Source organism: Streptomyces sp. NBC_01334 (assembly GCF_035983595.1).
GTDB lineage: Bacteria > Actinomycetota > Actinomycetes > Streptomycetales > Streptomycetaceae > Streptomyces > Streptomyces coriariae.
This window is the reverse complement of the sequence record NZ_CP130718.1, coordinates 3,772,542-3,789,523: the sequence shown is the minus strand read 5'-3', so window position 1 is coordinate 3,789,523 and position 16,982 is coordinate 3,772,542. Positions and strand designations below refer to the sequence as shown.

Below are 16,982 nucleotides of genomic sequence, written 5' to 3'. Positions count from 1 at the left end.
GTTCGCTCCGCCGTTCGCATCGAACGGGCTGTCAGAAATTTTCCGAAGCCATGCAACCCTTCCGCACCTTCGCGGGTCGTACGTGGCATCAGGGCTTCTGGAGGGGGATCCGGGGGGATCGCGGGGGTTCTGATACGGAGGGGAAAAGCCGAGGGGGCCCGGTCGACGGACCGGACCCCCTCGAAGCTTTTCCGCCGCGGTCGGTGGACCTCGGAAGAACATCGGCGGACCTCAGAAGAACACCCCGCACCGGAGCAGGACGTTCGCGTACGGCCGTGCCTCGCCCGTGCGGACCACCAGCCGGGCCCCGGCCGACAGCCTCTTCAGCTCCTCGTGCGGGACCAGGGCCAGCCCGGGAAAGTGCCCGTCGAGCAGCCCGGCCGCCGCGGGATTCGCCTCCCGGACCTCCGTCGCCGCCGTGGCGCCCTCGACGACCAGCTCGGCGAGCAGCCCGTCGACCACCTCCGCGAACGACGGCACCCCCGCCAGGAACGCGAGGTCGACCACCCGGGGCCCGTCCGGTATCGGCATACCGGCGTCGCACACCAGCACCCCGTCCCCGTGCCCCAACTCGGCCAGCGCCCCGCAGAGATGACGGTTGAGGATCCCGGCCTTCCTCACAGGGAGTCACCTCGCCGAGCGTCCTCGGGCACGCTGTCCGACCCTCGGCAGGGGGTCCGGGGGTCGTCCCCCGGGTCGGCGCGGCACAGGGCCTCGACCTCCTGAGCCGTCGGGAACGACTCCTGCGCCCCCCGCCGGGTCACCGCCACCGCCCCGACCCGCGCCGCGTGAGCAGCAGCCTCGGCCAGGATGGAACCCGTGCCCAGCCGCCAGGCCAGCGCCGCCGTGAAGGAGTCGCCCGCGCCCGTCGTGTCCACGGCGTCCACCCGCACGGAGGCGATCCGGGCGACGCCCTCCGAGGACGCCACCAGCGCGCCTGCCGAACCCAGTGTCACGACCACCGACTTCGGCCCCTTCGCGAGCAGGGTCCGTGCCCAGTCCTCGGGCTCCTCGCCGCCACAGTCCTCGCCGAGGATCACCTTCGCCTCGTGCTCGTTGACGATCAGCGGGTCGCAGGCCGCCAGCACCTCGGCGGGCAACGGGCGCGGCGGTGACGGGTTCAGCACGAAGCGGCTGCCCGGCGCCAGGTTCCGCACGACCTCCACGACCGTCTCCAGCGGGATCTCCAGCTGGGCCGACACCACCCGGGAGGTGCGGAAGAGGCCGACGGCCGCGCGGACGTCCGCCGGGGTCAGCCGCCCGTTCGCCCCCGGTGACACCACGATGCTGTTGTCGCCCGACGGGTCCACGGTGATCAGCGCGACGCCCGTGGGCGCCCCGCCCACCAGGACACCGGTCGTGTCGACCCCGGCCGCCCGCTGCGAGTCGAGCAGCAGCCGCCCGTACGCGTCGTCGCCGACCCGGGCCAGCAGGGCCGTACGGGCCCCGAGCCGGGCGGCCGCCACGGCCTGGTTCGCGCCCTTGCCGCCGGGGTGGACCGCCAGGTCCGAACCGAGCACCGTCTCACCGGCGGCGGGCCTGCGCTCGACGTCGATCACCAGGTCGGCGTTGGCCGACCCTACGACCAGAAGGTCGTAGTCGTACATGAAGTGACTCCCCTGATACGTGACTCGGGGCGGACGGCCCCCGGAGGTGTTCCCCCGGGTGACCGTCCGCCCGCTCGCCGAATGTCAGCCGCTGAAGCCGGCCACGTTCTCCTTCGTGACCACCTTCACCGGCACCTTCACCGTCTTCTCGACCTTCTTGCCCTGGAGCGCCTTCAGCGCGTTGTCCACCGCGATTTTGCCCAGCTGGGACGGCTGCTGCGCCACGGACGCGTACAGCGTGCCGTTCTTGACCGCGGTCAGCCCGTCCGGGGTGCCGTCGAAGCCGACGACCTGGACCGACTTGCCGGCCTTGGAACCCAGTGCCTTGATCGCGCCGAGCGCCATCTCGTCGTTGGCGGCGATGACGCCCTGGACGTCCGGGTGCGCCTGGAGCAGGTTCGACATCACGTCGAGGCCCTTGGTGCGGTCGAAGTCGGCCGGCTGCTGGGCCAGCACCTTGATGCCGGGGTAGGCCTTCAGACCCTTGGCGAAACCTTCCGCCCGCTCCCGTGCCGCGGAGGTGCCCGCCTGGCCCTGGAGGATCACGATCTTGCCGGTGCCGCCCAGCTTCTCGGCGACCGTCCTGGCCGCCAGCTCGCCGCCGGCCACGTTGTCGGAGGCGACCAGCGCGTCCACCGTGGCCTTGTTGACGCCCCGGTCGACCGCGATCACCGGGATCTTCGCCTTGTCGGCGGCCTTCACCGAGTTGCTCGCCGCGTCCGAGTCCACCGGGTTGACGATGATCGAGTCGAGGCCGGAACTGGTGAAGTTCTGGAGCTGGTTGGCCTGCTGCGAGGCGTCGTTCTGCGCGTCGGTGACCGTCAGGTCCACGCCCAGCTTCTTCGCCTCGGCCTTCGCGCCCGACTGGATCTGCACGAAGAACGGGTTGTTGAGCGTGGACAGCGCCAGACCGACCTTCGGGTTCGCGCTCGACGAGTTGCCGCCGTGCAGGAAGGAGGTCGCGCCGACGATCGCCACGGTGACCACGGCCGCGAGACCGTACGTCGCCGCCTGCCGGCCCTTGCCGCCGCCGCTGCCCGTCCCGGCCGTCATCGGGGTCGCCCCCGCCTTGCGGCGCACCGTGTCGAGGAGCACCGCCAGCGCGATGACGACACCGATGACGACCTGCTGCCAGAAGGCGGAGACGGACAGCAGGTTCAGACCGTTCCTCAGCACCGCCAGGATCAGCGCGCCGATCAGGGTGCCCGAGGCCTTGCCCGTACCACCGGCGAGGGAGGCGCCGCCGATGACGACCGCGGCGATCGCGTCCAGCTCGTAGCCGTCGGCGGCCTGCGGCTGCGCGGAGGACAGCCGGGAGGCGAGCACGACACCCGCCGCGGCCGCGAACACGCCGGACAGCGCGTAGATCGCGAGCTTCTGCTTCTTCACCCGCAGACCGGAGAGGCGCGCCGCCTCCTCGTTGCCGCCGATGGCGTACATCGAACGGCCGATGTACGTCCGGCCGAGCACGAACGCGGCGATCAGCCCCATCACGACCATCACGAGCACCGGCACCGGCAGCCAGCCGCCGAGCGTGTCACCGAGGTGCGAGACCGAGTCGGGGAAGGCGATCGGTGAGCCCTCGGAGATCACCAGCGACAGACCGCGTGCGACCGACAGCATCGCGAGCGTCGCGATGAACGGCGGCAGCTTGCCGTAGGCGATGAGGAAACCGTTCACCAGGCCGGCCGCGATACCGGTCGCGACGGCCAGGACCACCGCGAGCACCACCGGCACACCGTGTTGCGTGGCGCTCCAGGCCAGCACGGTGGCCGACAGGGCCGCCACCGAGCCGACCGACAGGTCGATGCCCGCCGAGACGATCACGAAGGTCACGCCGAAGGCGAGAATGGCGGTCACGGCCGCCTGGACACCCACGTTGAGCAGGTTGTCCGTGGTCAGGAAGTCACCCGACAGCGCCGACATGGCGATGACGAGGACGATCAGCGCGGTCAGCGCGCCGTTGTCGAGGAGCAGACGGCGGACCGCCGCGGCGCCCCCGGCGCCCGCCCCGCTCTTGAGCGTCTCAGCGGCCACGGCCGGCCTCCAGTTCTTCGTTTTCTTCGTTTTCGTGGTCTTCGTGGTCTTCGTCGTGAAGGGTGGTGCCGACGGCGAGCGCCATGACGGAGTCCTGGGTCGCCTCGTCCGCCGACAGCTCACCGGCGATCCGGCCCTGGGCCATCACCAGCACCCGGTCGCTCATGCCGAGCACCTCGGGCAGATCGCTGGAGATCATCAGGACGGCGGCACCGGCGGCCGTCAGCTCGTTGATGAGCTGGTAGATCTCGACCTTGGCGCCGACGTCGATCCCGCGTGTCGGCTCGTCGAGGATCAGCACCTTGGTGTCGGCCAGCAGCCATTTGCCGATGACGACCTTCTGCTGGTTGCCGCCGGAGAGCGTGCGCACCTGCTGGCCGAGGCCCGCCATCCGCACGCCCAGCTGCCCTGCGATCCGCGCCGCCGCCTCGTGCTGGCTCTTCAGGTCCACCAGCCCACCACGGGTCGCGGCCCGCATGGTGACGAGCCCGAGGTTCTCCTCGACCGACTGGTCGAGCACCAGCCCCTGGCCCTTGCGGTCCTCGGGCACGAGCCCGATCCCGGCCGCCATCGCGGCGTTCACGTCGTACCGGGGGAGGTGCGCGCCGCCGCCCCGGACGGCTCCGCGGTCGTACGGGTCCGCCCCGAAGACGGCCCGTACGACCTCGGTACGACCGGCGCCGACGAGCCCGGCGACACCGACGACCTCACCGGCGTGCACCTCGAAGCTGACGTCGTGGAAGACGCCGTCCCGCGTGAGTCCCTCGACGGACAGCAGCGCGGCGCCCGTCTCGGCGCGCTCCCTGGGGTACTGCTGCTCGATGGAGCGGCCCACCATGAGCCGCACCAGCTCGTCCTCGGGCGTGGTGGCCGGGACCTGCCCGACGCTCCTGCCGTCCCGGATGACCGTGACCCGGTCGCCGAGGGCGGCGATCTCCTCGAGGTGGTGCGTGATGAACACGATGCCGACGCCGTCCTCGCGCAGCCTGCGCACGATGGCGAAGAGCTTCTCGACCTCCTCGGAGGTCAGCACGGCGGTCGGCTCGTCCATGATCAGCACGCGCGCGTTCAGGCTGAGCGCCTTGGCGATCTCGACCATCTGAAGGCGGGCGATGCCGAGTTCACGCACGCGCGTGCGGGGCGAGACGTTCACTCCCACCCGCTCCAGCAGGGCGGCCGCCTCGGTCTCCATCCGCTTCCGGTCGATCATCCCGAAGCGGCGCGGCTGCCGTCCCAGGAAGATGTTCTCGGCGACGGTGAGATCGGGAACGAGGTTGAACTCCTGGTAGATGGTGGCGATCCCGAGGCGCTCGGAGTCCTGCGCACCATGGATGCGCACCTCCTCGCCGCCGGCCAGGATCCGCCCGGCGTCGGGCCGGTAGGCACCGGAGAGCATCTTGATGAGGGTGCTCTTGCCCGCGCCGTTCTCACCGAGCAGCACATGCACCTCGCCCCGGCGCAGGTCGAAGTCGACGCTGTCCAGCGCGACCACACCGGGGAAGGTCTTGCGTATGCCTTCGATGCGCAGCAACTCGTCCGCGTTGCTCACGTCTGGCTCCTGTTCATTGCGGGGGACGGCTCCACAGAGGTGGGGAACTCCTCGGGAGCGGGTGGCTCTCGGTGGGCCGGCTCGCCGCACGAACGGCGGACGACGAGCCGGGCCGGGAGGGTGACGGACTGCGGGGGCCGTCCCTCGATGCGGTCGACGAGCGCGCGCACGGCGGCCCGTCCCAGCTCACCCGTCGGCTGGGCGATCGCGGTGATCGGCGGGTCGGTGTGCACGAACCAGCGGATGTCGTCGAACGCGGCCAGCGCGATGTCCTGCGGCACCCGCAGCCCACGCGCGCGTACGGCGTCCAGGGCGCCCAGTGCCATGAGGTTGTCGGCGGCGAACACGACCTCGGGCGGTTCGGGCAGGTCGAGGAAGCCCTCGGTGACCCGCCGGCCGCTCTCGGCCTGGAAGTCGCCCTGGCCGATGTAGGCGTCCGGGAGGGGGAGCCCGTACTCGGCCATGGCGGCCCGGAAGGCCTCGACGCGCTCGCTGCCGGTGGTGGTGGCGGCGGGGCCCGCGATGATGGCGAGCCTGCGGTGCCCCAGCCCGTGCAGATGCGCGACGAGGTCCCGCACGGCCGCGCGGCCGTCCGACCGCACCACCGGCACGTCGACGCCCGGGATCCACCGGTCGACGAACACCATCGGCGTCCCCGCGCGCGCGGCGTCGAGGATCAGCGGCGAGCCGCCGTCGGTCGGGGAGACGAGGAGGCCGTCGATCCGGCGGTCCAGCAGGGTCCGCACGTGGTGGTCCTGGAGGTCGGGCCGCTCGTCGGCGTTGCCGATGATGACGCTGTAGCCGAGCGCGCGGGCCTCCTCCTCGACGGAGCGGGCCAGCTCGGTGAAGTACGGGTTGAGCACGTCGCTGATGACCAGACCCAGGGTGCGGGTCTGATCGGTGCGCAGCGACCGGGCGACGGCGTTCGGGCGGTAGCCCAGCGCCTCGACGGCGGCCAGCACACGCGTGCGTGCGTCCTCGCTGACCGACGGATGGTCGTTCAGGACGCGCGACACCGTGGCGACGGAGACCCCCGCCTCGGCCGCGACGTCCTTGATGCTCGCCATCGCCGCCCCACCTCCTTGTGGACTCGGTTCATGGACGTCGAGGTCGTGGAATCGATTACATCGACGTGTACGAAGGATTGGAATCGATTACACGGGGGTTAATCAAGCCCTCGACCACATCCCGAAACCGGATCGTGATGAACGGCGCCCGGCGGGCGGCCGACGGTCGCCCACCGGGGCCTGTCGGTGGCGGGCGGTAACGTCGGATCATGACCGATCAGGCGGGGGCCGCCCAAGCGGGTGAGCGGCGTACGGCCACGCTGGAAGGCGTGCTCGAGCGCATCACGTACGCGAACGAGGAGAACGGCTACACGGTCGCCCGTGTCGACACCGGCAGAGGCGGCGGCGACCTCCTCACGGTCGTCGGCGCGCTGCTCGGCGCCCAGGTCGGCGAGTCCCTGCGCATGGAGGGCCGCTGGGGCTCCCACCCGCAGTACGGCAAGCAGTTCACCGTCGAGAACTACACGACCGTCCTGCCCGCCACGGTCCAGGGCATCCGCCGCTACCTCGGCTCAGGACTGGTCAAGGGCATCGGCCCGGTGTTCGCCGACCGCATCACCCAGCACTTCGGCATGGACACCCTGCAGATCATCGAGGAGGAGCCGAAGCGGCTCATCGAGGTCCCCGGCCTCGGCCCGAAACGCACGAAGAAGATCGCCGACGCCTGGGAGGAGCAGAAGGCGATCAAGGAGGTCATGCTCTTCCTCCAGACCGTCGAGGTCTCCACCTCCATCGCGGTCCGCATCTACAAGAAGTACGGCGACGCCTCCATCTCGGTCGTGAAGAACCGGCCCTACCGGCTCGCCGCGGACGTCTGGGGCATCGGCTTCCTCACCGCCGACAAGATCGCCCAGTCCGTCGGCATCCCGCACGACAGTCCGGAGCGCGTCAAGGCGGGCCTCCAGTACGCGCTGTCCCAGGCCACCGACCAGGGCCACTGCTACCTCCCCGAGGAGCGGCTGATCGCCGACGCGGTGAAGCTGCTCCAGGTCGACACCGGCCTGGTCATCGAGTGCCTCGCCGAACTCGCGGCGCCGCCGGAGGAGGGTGAGGACCCCGGAGTCGTACGCGAGAAGGTCCCGGCGCCCGACGGAGGGGAGCCGGTCACCGCCGTCTATCTGGTTCCCTTCCACCGCGCCGAACTCTCCCTCTCCGCCCAGCTGTTGCGCCTGCTGCGCACCGACGAGGACCGGATGCCGGCCTTCCGTGACGTGGCCTGGGACAAGGCGTTGGCCTGGCTGAAGTCCCGTACCGAGGCCGCACTCGCGCCCGAGCAGGAGGCGGCCGTCAGGCTCGCGCTGACCGAGAAGGTCGCCGTGCTCACCGGCGGCCCCGGCTGCGGCAAGTCCTTCACCGTCCGCTCGATCGTGGAGCTGGCCCGCGCCAGGAAGGCCAAGGTCGTGCTGGCCGCCCCCACCGGCCGCGCCGCCAAGCGCCTGGCCGAGCTGACCGGCGCCGAGGCCTCCACCGTCCACCGTCTGCTGGAGCTCAAGCCCGGCGGTGACGCGGCCTACGACCGGGACCGCCCGCTGGACGCGGACCTGGTGGTGGTCGACGAGGCGTCGATGCTGGATCTGCTCCTCGCCAACAAGCTGGTCAAGGCCGTGCCCCCGGGTGCGCACCTGCTCTTCGTGGGGGACGTCGACCAGTTGCCCAGCGTCGGCGCGGGCGAGGTGCTGCGCGATCTGCTGGCCGACGACAGCCCGGTGCCCGCCGTGCGCCTCACGCGCGTGTTCCGCCAGGCCCAGCAGTCCGGCGTGGTGACCAACGCGCACCGGATCAACGCCGGACAGCACCCGGTCACCGACGGCATGAAGGACTTCTTCCTCTTCGTCGAGGACGACACGGAGGAGGCAGGCCGCCTCACGGTGGACGTGGCCGCCCGGCGCATTCCGGCGAAGTTCGGCCTGGATCCGCGCCGGGACGTGCAGGTGCTCGCGCCCATGCACCGTGGCCCGGCCGGCGCGGGCACCCTCAACGGCCTGCTCCAGCAGGCCGTCACCCCCGGTCGCCCCGACGTGCCCGAGAAGCGGTTCGGCGGCCGGGTCTTCCGCGTCGGCGACAAGGTCACCCAGATCCGCAACAATTACGACAAGGGGAAGAACGGTGTCTTCAACGGCACCGTGGGCGTGGTGACCTCGCTCGATCCGGTCGACCAGCGCCTCACGGTGCTGACCGACGAGGACGAGGAGGTTCCCTACGAGTTCGACGAACTGGACGAACTGGCCCACGCGTACGCGGTCACCATTCACCGTTCACAGGGAAGTGAATATCCCGCCGTGGTGATCCCCGTCACCACGGGAGCATGGATGATGCTTCAACGGAACCTCTTGTATACGGCCGTGACGCGCGCCAAGAGGCTGGTCGTCCTCGTCGGCTCCCGCAAGGCGATCGGTCAGGCGGTGCGCACGGTGTCGGCGGGCCGTCGCTGCACGGCCCTGGACCACCGGCTGGCGGGCCGCTGACGGGCGGTTCGTGCGGGATCGTCGGGACATCACAAAAAATGATCGATCAAATGAGTCGTGAAGGTCACAGAGCACTTCCCCAAGCGTGACGAAGGCGGCAGGATGAGCTGGTTGGCGGCACTGAGTGCCGCCGATAAGCCCAATGGTCGACCCCGAGTGCACTCTCGTGCGCCAAATGGGGGATGGTTAGAGACAGTCAGGGCAACCTCGAAGAAGAGGCACAACGTCGGTGAGGGATGACGTGAGCGAGCACACCAACAACGCTGTAGTACTGCGGTTCGGCGATGGCGAGTACACCTACCCGGTGATCGACAGCACCGTCGGCGACAAGGGCTTCGACATCGGGAAGCTTCGCGCCCAGACCGGTCTGGTGACCCTGGACAGCGGCTACGGCAACACCGCCGCCTATAAATCCGCCATCACCTACCTTGACGGCGAGCAGGGCATCCTCCGGTACCGGGGCTACCCGATCGAGCAGCTGGCCGAGCGGTCGACCTTCCTCGAGGTCGCGTACCTGTTGATCAATGGCGAACTGCCGACCGTCGACGAGCTGTCCGTCTTCAAGAGCGACATCACCCAGCACACGCTGCTGCACGAGGACGTCAAGAACTTCTACCGCGGCTTCCCGCGCGACGCCCACCCGATGGCCATGCTGTCGTCGGTGGTCTCGGCGCTGTCCACGTTCTACCAGGACAGCCACAACCCGTTCGACGAGAAGCAGCGCAACCTCTCCACGATCCGGCTGCTCGCCAAGCTTCCGACGATCGCGGCGTACGCCTACAAGAAGTCGATCGGTCACCCGTTCGTCTACCCGCGCAACGACCTCGGCTACGTCGAGAACTTCCTGCGCATGACGTTCTCGGTGCCGGCTCAGGAGTACGAGCTCGACCCGGTCGTCGTCTCCGCGCTCGACAAGCTGCTGATCCTGCACGCGGACCACGAGCAGAACTGTTCGACGTCCACGGTCCGCCTGGTCGGCTCCTCGCAGGCGAACATGTTCGCCTCGATCTCGGCCGGCATCTCCGCGCTGTGGGGCCCGTTGCACGGCGGCGCCAACCAGTCCGTGCTGGAGATGCTCGAGGGTATCCAGGCCAACGGCGGCGACGTCGACTCCTTCATCCGCAAGGTGAAGAACAAGGAGGACGGCGTCCGCCTGATGGGCTTCGGCCACCGGGTGTACAAGTCCTTCGACCCGCGCGCGAAGATCATCAAGGCGGCGGCGCACGACGTCCTCTCGGCCCTCGGCAAGTCCGACGAGCTGCTGGACATCGCGCTGAAGCTGGAGGAGCACGCGCTCTCCGACGACTACTTCGTCTCGCGCAACCTCTACCCGAACGTCGACTTCTACACCGGCCTGATCTACCGGGCCATGGGCTTCCCGACCGAGATGTTCACGGTCCTGTTCGCCCTGGGCCGCCTCCCGGGCTGGATCGCCCAGTGGCACGAGATGATCAAGGAGCCCGGCTCCCGCATCGGCCGCCCGCGCCAGATCTACACGGGTGTCGTCGAGCGCGACTTCGTCCCTGTCGAGGAGCGCTGACACCTGCCGGTGGGGGCGCCGCTGCTTGGGGGCGCCCCGTCACTGGGTCGTGTTTTCCTGGCTTGCCCGGGGCGTGGTCCGGGTCCGCTGAGCAGGGGATCGCGGGTGGCCTCGGAGTTGCGGCCGGGGGTCCGGGGGTTGCCCCCGGGTGGCACGGCCACGGGTGTCGTCGAGCGCGACTTCGTCCCTGTCGAGGAGCGCTGACCCTGCCGGTGGGGGCGCCGCCTGATCGGGTGCCCCGCCACCGGTGAATTTCCTGACTGCCCGGGCCCGATGTCCCGGGCAGTGGTGTGTGCGCCCCCGGCGGTCCCGGGCCTGACGGTCCTGTGCGCAGGGCATACGGAAGGCGCCCCGGCGCCAGTCCCCCCACGGGCCGACGACCAGGGCGCCTTCCCATGTCCCGGTGCGGATTCCCCCCACGGGATCCGGCCGGGCGTTGTGAGAACAGCGCCTGAATTCGCTGTTTGTAACCATCTTCGGTTGTCGTGCCTGCGGTTGAGCAGAACGAGCAGAACTCGCCCCACCACCACCGTGTGCGATCTGCCGGGACAGCGCACGCTGGGAGGGCCGCTCAAAGCTTCCCGGTGTACGTGCCCCGGCAACGCATCTCTGAGGAAGTCCCCCAAGACATCCTCAGATGTCAGGTCACGCCCCCCAAGACGCTTCCTGACATCGTCAACTTAGACCTTCGAACCCCTTCGATGGTTACGTTCACATCACTGTGATCTGTGTCTCTTGCATATGTCCGTTAGATGCGCAAGAGACCGGATACGGCGATCGAGGCCCAAGCGTAAGGATGATGCGCGAGCCTTGTGAAGAGCTTATGTGAGGCTCGCGCAGGACTCCAGGGGTCTCCCTGATCGGCAACGACCTACTCGGCGGTATTACTTGAAGGCGCGCAGCCGCAGGCTGTTCGTCACGACGAACACCGACGAGAACGCCATCGCCGCCCCCGCGATCATCGGGTTCAGCAGCCCGGCGGCGGCCAGCGGCAGCGCGGCCACGTTGTAGCCGAAGGCCCACACCAGGTTGCCCTTGATCGTCGCCAGGGTCCGCCGGGACAGCCGGATGGCGTCCGCGGCCACCCGCAGATCCCCGCGTACCAGCGTCAGGTCGCTCGCCTCGATCGCGGCGTCCGTGCCCGTCCCCATGGCCAGCCCCAGATCGGCGGTGGCGAGCGCGGCCGCGTCGTTGACACCGTCCCCGACCATGGCGACGACCCGCCCCTCGTCCTGCAGCCGCCGTACGACGTCGACCTTGTCCTCGGGCAGCACCTCGGCGATCACCCGGTCGATCCCGACGGCTTCCGCGACCGACTCCGCGACCGCCTGGTTGTCCCCGGTCAGCAGCACCGGGGCGAGCCCCAGCGCCCGCAGCTGCCGCACCGCCTCGGCGCTGGTCTCCTTGACCGCGTCCGCGACCGCGAGCACCCCGCGTGCCGCGCCGTCCCACCCCACGACGACGGCCGTGCGGCCGCCCCGCTCGGCCTCCTCCTTCGCCCGGGCCACCTCGTCCGGGACGGTCTCGAAGAGGCGCCCCACGGCCACCTCGTGGCCCTCCACCCGCCCGCGCACGCCACGCCCGGGCACGTTCTCGAACCGCTCGGTCGCGGGCAGCTCCCCGGCCCTTTCCTCGGCGCCCGCGGCCACCGCCCGGGCGACCGGGTGCTCGGAGGCGTGCTCCAGGGCGCCCGCGAGCCGCAGCAGCTGCCGCTCGTCGGTGCCGTCGACGACGTACACGTCCTGAAGGGTCATCCGGCCGGTGGTGACGGTCCCGGTCTTGTCGAGTACGACGGTGTCGACACGGCGCGTGGACTCCAGGACCTCCGGGCCCTTGATGAGGATGCCGAGCTGGGCGCCGCGCCCGGTGCCGACCATGAGCGCGGTCGGCGTGGCGAGCCCGAGCGCGCACGGGCAGGCGATGATCAGGACCGCGACGGCCGCCGTGAACGCGGCGACCGTGTCACCCGTCGCGCCGAGCCAGCCGCCGAAGGTGGCGACCGCGATCAGCAGCACCACCGGTACGAAGACGCCGGAGATCCGGTCGGCCAGCCGCTGCACCTCGGCCTTGCCGGTCTGCGCGGCCTCGACCAGCTGCGCCATGCGCGCGAGCCGGGTGTCCGCGCCGATCCGGGTGGCCTCGACGACCAGCCGACCGCCGGCGTTCACGGTCGCGCCGGTGACGGCGTCGCCGGGCCCGACGTCCACGGGGACCGACTCGCCGGTCAGCATCGAGGCGTCCACGGCGGACGTGCCCTCCACGACCGTCCCGTCGGTGGCGACCTTCTCCCCGGGCCGTACGACGAACCGGTCCCCGACGGCCAGCAGGTCCACCGGGATCCGCACTTCCCTGCCGCCCCGCAGCACGGCCACGTCCTTCGCGCCGAGCTCCATGAGCGCCCGCAGCGCCGCCCCCGCGCGCCGCTTGGAGCGGGCCTCCAGGTAGCGGCCGAGCAGGATGAAGGCGGTGACGCCGGCGGCGACCTCCAGATAGATCGTGGAGGCGCCGTCCGTACGGGAGACGGTGAGTTCGAAGGGGTGCCGCATGCCGGGCATGCCCGCGTCGCCGAAGAACAGCGCCCACAGTGACCAGCCGAGCGCGGCCAGCGTGCCGACCGAGACCAGCGTGTCCATGGTGGCCGCGCCGTGCCGCAGGTTCGTCCAGGCGGCCTTGTGCAGCGGGCCGCCGCCCCAGACGACCACGGGCGCGGCGAGCGTCAGCGAGAGCCACTGCCAGTTGTCGAACTGGAGCGACGGGACCATCGCGAGCAGGACGACGGGCGCGGCGAGCAGCACGGAGACGAGGAGCCGGTGCCGCAGGTCCGCAAGCTCGGGGTCCTGGGGGGCGTCCTCCTGGGCCGGCTCCGGGACGGGCACGGGTTCCTCGGCCGTGTACCCGGTCTTCACCACGGTCGCGATCAGGTCGGCGACCTCGGTCCCGGCCGGATAGCTGACCTTGGCCTTCTCCGTCGCGTAGTTGACCGTCGCGACGACGCCGTCCATGCGGTTGAGTTTCTTCTCGACGCGGGCCGCGCAGGAGGCGCAGGTCATTCCGCCGATGAGCAGTTCGACCTCGGCGGTCGGCGCGGGCGGTTCGGCTATCGGCGTTTCCGTGGTGGTGCTGGTCATGTCCGTGCTCCAGGAAGCGGACCGGGCCGTACGGAACCAGTATCAGCTGGTCGGCACGGCCCGGTGGGTGGAGGAGGGGTGTCGAGGGGAGGTGCGCAGGTGCGGGTGCCTCAGGCCTGGCGGACCAGCTCGAAGCCCGCCTCGTCGACGGCGGCGCGTACGGCCTCCTCGTCGAGCGCGGCGGCGGAGACGACCGTGACCTCACCGGTCGAGGCGACGGCCTTCACCGAGGTGACACCGGCGAGCTCGGAGAGCTCGCCGGAGACGGCGCCCTCGCAGTGGCCGCAGCTCATGCCGCTCACCTTGTAGACGGTGGTGACGGAGCCCGGGGTGTCGGTTTGAGCGGTCATGTCGTTCTCCTCATGGAGGCAGGTGGGGCGGGCGGGGCCGCGAGAGGTCTCCCGTCAACTGAGACTATACCCCTAGGGGGTATGAATCAAAGAACAGGACCCGCCGCGCGGAGGGGGTGCGGATGCTTCCGGCAGAGGAGGCGGCGGGTACCCGGACTACCGGGCCGTGGTGGCCCCGGCGCCGCTGCCCTCGACACGGCCCAGCCGGTCGCCCACCAGCGGCTCCAGATAGCGGATCAGCACGTGCTTGAGCTCCTGCACATACGCGTCGCGCTCGGCGCCCTCGTGGCCCAGGACCAGCTCCAGGCCCGCCTTGTACAGCCCCAGGCACATGTGCGCCGTGCGGGTGAGGTCGGTGGGCGGCGAGTCCGGCAGCAGGGAGGAGAGCAGGCCCTCGATGCGGGCGAGCAGGGTGGCGTGCAGCGCGTCGTGCTCCTCGGCGATGTGGCCGGGGATGTCGGGCCCGTGCATCAGGGCGAAGAACACCGGATGGTCGCAGTTGAAGGCGATGAACCGGTCCACGGCCGCACCGACGGCCTCCTCCAGCGGGGTCGCGGGGTCGACCGGGGCGAGAGCCTCGCCGAAGGCGTCGCGCATCTCGTGCATGAGGCGGTCGCCCAGCTCGATCGCGATCGCTTCCTTGTTCGGGAAGAACTGGTAGAGCGTGCCCGGTGAGACGCCGGCCTCGCGGGCGATGGCGTTGGTGCTGGCGGCGGTGTAGCCGGTCGTGCAGAACACGCTGGCCGCTGCCTCGAGCAGCTGCGCGATACGCCGCTCGCCGCGCGCCTGGCGCCGGCGCGGCTGTTCCTTCTCCTGGCTCTCGGCCACGCGTCTTCCCCAGCTTTCCCGGACCCGATTGACAAACGCGAGCGGTCGCTCGCATTCTGGGATCCAGAAACGCGAGCGCTCTCTCGTGTTTGCCATTTTACGGCTTGCACGACTGCTTGCAGGGTGAAGGGGACACCGCACGATGACCGAAGTCAACAGCCCACCCCGTCCCGGAGGCTGGACCCGCTTCGTGACCGCCCGGCCCAGGCTGTCGCTGCTCGCGGCCCTGGTGCTCACCGTGCTCGCGGTGCTGGCCGGCAGCGGGGTCGCCGAGCGGCTGGGCAGCGGCGGCTGGGAGGATCCGGGTGCGCAGTCCACGTACGCGACGAAGGCCCTGGAGCGTGAGTTCCCCGGCTCCCAGCCCAACCTTCTGCTGCTGGTCGACGCGGGCGAGGCCTCCGTGGACGACCCGGCGGTCGTCGCCGAGGCGAACCGGCTCACCGCGAGCCTGGCCGCCGAGAAGGGCATCGTCGGCGTCGGCTCCTACTGGCAGGCCGACGCGGGGACGGCCCCCGCCCTGCGCGCGCAGGACGGCCACGAAGCGCTGATAGCCGCCCGCATCACGGGCGACGAGAAGGCGATGGGGGAGACCCTCGACCGCATCGCCCCCGCCCTGCGCGGCACGCACGGGCCGGTGGAGGTGAAGATCGGCGGCGGCGTCGCCGTGCGGCACGAGATGCAGACCATCATCCAGGAGGACCTGACCCGCGCCGAGATGATCGCCCTGCCGATCACACTGGTGCTGCTGGTGATGGTCTTCGGCAGCGCGATCGCCGCCCTGCTGCCGCTCGGCATCGGCATCGTCGCGATCCTCGGCACGAACGCCGTCCTCAGCGGCCTCACGCGGTTCACCGACGTCTCCATCTTCGCGATGAACCTCACCACGGCCCTGGGCCTCGGCCTCGCCATCGACTACGCCCTGTTCATCGTCCGCCGCTTCCGCGAGGAACTCGCCGCCGGCGCCGACCCGTCGACGGCCATCGGCACCACCCTGCGCACGGCGGGCCGCACGGTCCTGTTCTCCGCGCTCACGGTCGCGGTGTCCCTGGCCGCGATGCTCCTCTTCCCCCAGTACTTCCTGCGCTCCTTCGCCTACGCAGGCATGGCCGTGGTCCTGCTGGCCGCCGCGGCCGCCCTGATCCTGCTCCCGGCGGCACTGATCCTGCTGGGCGACCGGGTCAACTCCCTCGATCTGCGCCGCCTGTTCCGCAGGGGCCGGCCCGCGCCGGCGCCCGGCGACGAGGGCGGCAGGGCCTGGGGCCGCACGGCGAGCCTGGTCATGCGCCGCGCCCCCTTCTTCGCCCTGGCCACCACGGCCGCCCTCGTCCTCCTCGGACTGCCCTTCCTCGGCGTCAGGTTCGGCACGGCCGACGACCGCCAGCTGCCCTCCTCGGCCGAGTCCCACGTCGTGCAGCAGCACATCAGGGACGGCTTCCCGGGCAGTCCCGGCGGCGGCCTCGAGGTACTCGCCGAGGGCAGGGCTACCCAGGCCCAGTACGCGGCCTACAAGGAGCGCGTGGCTGCGCTGCCGGAAGTGGCCCGGGTGGACGGCCCGTTGGTGAACGGCGACGCGGCGTACTTCACGGTGCTGCCCAAGGGCGAGGCCGTCGACGACGCGGCCCAGAACCTGGTCGGTGAGCTGCGCGCCACGGCCGCTCCCTTCGATACCGCCGTGACCGGCACGGCCGCCGTCCTGGTCGACTCCAAGCACGCGATCGGCGCCCAGCTGCCCTGGGCGGTGGTCTTCATAGCCGTAGTCACCCTGCTCCTGGTCTTCCTGCTGACCGGCAGTGTGCTGATCCCGCTCCAGGCGGTCCTGCTCAACGCGCTCAGCCTGACGGCCATGTTCGGCGCGGTGGTCTGGGTCTTCCAGGACGGCCATCTCTCCGGCCTGCTCGGCTTCACCAGCCCCGGATCCATAGAGACCACCCTCCCGGTCCTGATGTTCTGCGTGGCCTTCGGCCTCTCGATGGACTACGGCGTCTTCCTGCTCTCCCGCATCAAGGAGGAGTACGACCGCACCGGCGACCACGAAGGGGCGGTCGCTCTGGGCCTGCGGCGCACCGGCGGCCTGATCACGGCGGCCGCGGTCATCCTGGCGGTGGTGATGGTCGCGATCGGTACCTCGCGCGTCACCAACACCAAGATGCTCGGCCTGGGCATCGCCCTGGCGGTCCTGATGGACGCGATGGTGGTGCGCAGCCTCCTGGTCCCGGCCATCATGCGCCTCACCGGCAGGGCCACCTGGTGGGCACCCGCACCGCTGCGCAGGTTCCACCAGCGGTTCGGACTGAGCGAGGGGGAGCCGACGCGGCAGGCACCGGCCGCCGCGCCGGAACCGGCGCCGGACGAATCCGCGCCCGACGGGCCCGGGCGGGACAAGGTCGACGCGCACGGTTAGCGTTCGCGGA

11 protein-coding genes are annotated in these 16,982 nt (G+C 70.7%); 3 read left to right on the top strand and 8 right to left on the bottom strand.

Translation table 11 applies throughout. The features are described 5' to 3' along the window. Positions 1 to 231: 231 nt before the first annotated feature. The 5 genes from rbsD to OG736_RS16880 form a co-directional block, all read right to left on the bottom strand. Positions 232 to 621 carry a D-ribose pyranase gene (gene rbsD, locus OG736_RS16900; RefSeq protein WP_327183190.1) on the bottom strand — a complete coding sequence of 130 codons (390 nt, stop codon included), beginning with the start codon at positions 619 to 621 and terminating at the stop codon, positions 232 to 234. After that, positions 618 to 1,607 (bottom strand): ribokinase, encoded by a 990-nt coding sequence (locus OG736_RS16895; RefSeq protein WP_327183189.1) that lies wholly within the window; start codon positions 1,605 to 1,607, stop codon positions 618 to 620. Before OG736_RS16895 ends, rbsD begins: the two co-directional genes overlap by 4 nt. Before the next feature lie 84 nt (positions 1,608 to 1,691). Further along, entirely contained in the window at positions 1,692 to 3,644 is a 1,953-nt protein-coding gene (locus OG736_RS16890) for an ABC transporter permease/substrate-binding protein (protein WP_327183188.1), read from the bottom strand. Then, a complete protein-coding gene (locus tag OG736_RS16885) occupies positions 3,634 to 5,193 on the bottom strand; it encodes a sugar ABC transporter ATP-binding protein (RefSeq protein WP_327183187.1) in 1,560 nt (519 codons plus the stop codon). Before OG736_RS16885 ends, OG736_RS16890 begins: the two co-directional genes overlap by 11 nt. Beyond that, complete coding sequence (locus tag OG736_RS16880; protein WP_327183186.1) at positions 5,190 to 6,260, bottom strand: LacI family DNA-binding transcriptional regulator; 1,071 nt, start codon at positions 6,258 to 6,260, stop codon at positions 5,190 to 5,192. Before OG736_RS16880 ends, OG736_RS16885 begins: the two co-directional genes overlap by 4 nt. Before the next feature lie 209 nt (positions 6,261 to 6,469). Between OG736_RS16880 and recD2 the strand changes: the two genes are divergently transcribed. Continuing rightward, positions 6,470 to 8,725 carry an SF1B family DNA helicase RecD2 gene (gene recD2, locus OG736_RS16875; protein WP_327183185.1) on the top strand — a complete coding sequence of 752 codons (2,256 nt, stop codon included), beginning with the start codon at positions 6,470 to 6,472 and terminating at the stop codon, positions 8,723 to 8,725. Positions 8,726 to 8,966: 241 nt separating this feature from the next. Continuing rightward, the gene (locus OG736_RS16870; protein WP_020131734.1) at positions 8,967 to 10,265 is read left to right on the top strand and encodes a citrate synthase; all 1,299 of its coding nucleotides are present in this window, start codon (positions 8,967 to 8,969) and stop codon (positions 10,263 to 10,265) included. A gap of 884 nt (positions 10,266 to 11,149) precedes the next feature. On the opposite strand, the gene OG736_RS16865 is transcribed toward OG736_RS16870, so the two are convergent. The 3 genes from OG736_RS16865 to OG736_RS16855 form a co-directional block, all read right to left on the bottom strand. After that, positions 11,150 to 13,393, bottom strand: a complete 2,244-nt coding sequence (locus tag OG736_RS16865) for a heavy metal translocating P-type ATPase (RefSeq protein ID WP_327183184.1) — start codon at positions 13,391 to 13,393, stop codon at positions 11,150 to 11,152. A 110-nt stretch (positions 13,394 to 13,503) separates the two neighbouring features. Beyond that, positions 13,504 to 13,743, bottom strand: coding sequence for a heavy-metal-associated domain-containing protein (locus OG736_RS16860; RefSeq protein ID WP_327183183.1), 240 nt, complete (start codon positions 13,741 to 13,743; stop codon positions 13,504 to 13,506). Positions 13,744 to 13,899: 156 nt separating this feature from the next. Further along, positions 13,900 to 14,571, bottom strand: coding sequence for a TetR/AcrR family transcriptional regulator (locus tag OG736_RS16855; RefSeq protein WP_327183182.1), 672 nt, complete (start codon positions 14,569 to 14,571; stop codon positions 13,900 to 13,902). Between the two features lie 142 nt (positions 14,572 to 14,713). On the opposite strand from OG736_RS16855, the gene OG736_RS16850 reads away from it, so the two are divergent. Then, entirely contained in the window at positions 14,714 to 16,972 is a 2,259-nt protein-coding gene (locus tag OG736_RS16850) for an MMPL family transporter (protein ID WP_327183181.1), read from the top strand. The last annotated feature ends 10 nt before the right edge of the window (positions 16,973 to 16,982 follow it).

Excerpts from the sequence above, each read along its gene's own strand:
- OG736_RS16895 (WP_327183189.1), bottom strand. The coding sequence starts at position 1,607 with ATGTACGACTACGACCTTCTGGTCGTAGGGTCGGCCAACGCCGACCTG.
- OG736_RS16880 (WP_327183186.1), bottom strand. The coding sequence starts at position 6,260 with ATGGCGAGCATCAAGGACGTCGCGGCCGAGGCGGGGGTCTCCGTCGCC.
- recD2 (WP_327183185.1), top strand. The coding sequence starts at position 6,470 with ATGACCGATCAGGCGGGGGCCGCCCAAGCGGGTGAGCGGCGTACGGCC.
- OG736_RS16865 (WP_327183184.1), bottom strand. The coding sequence starts at position 13,393 with ATGACCAGCACCACCACGGAAACGCCGATAGCCGAACCGCCCGCGCCG.
- OG736_RS16860 (WP_327183183.1), bottom strand. The coding sequence starts at position 13,743 with ATGACCGCTCAAACCGACACCCCGGGCTCCGTCACCACCGTCTACAAG.
- OG736_RS16850 (WP_327183181.1), top strand. The coding sequence starts at position 14,714 with ATGACCGAAGTCAACAGCCCACCCCGTCCCGGAGGCTGGACCCGCTTC.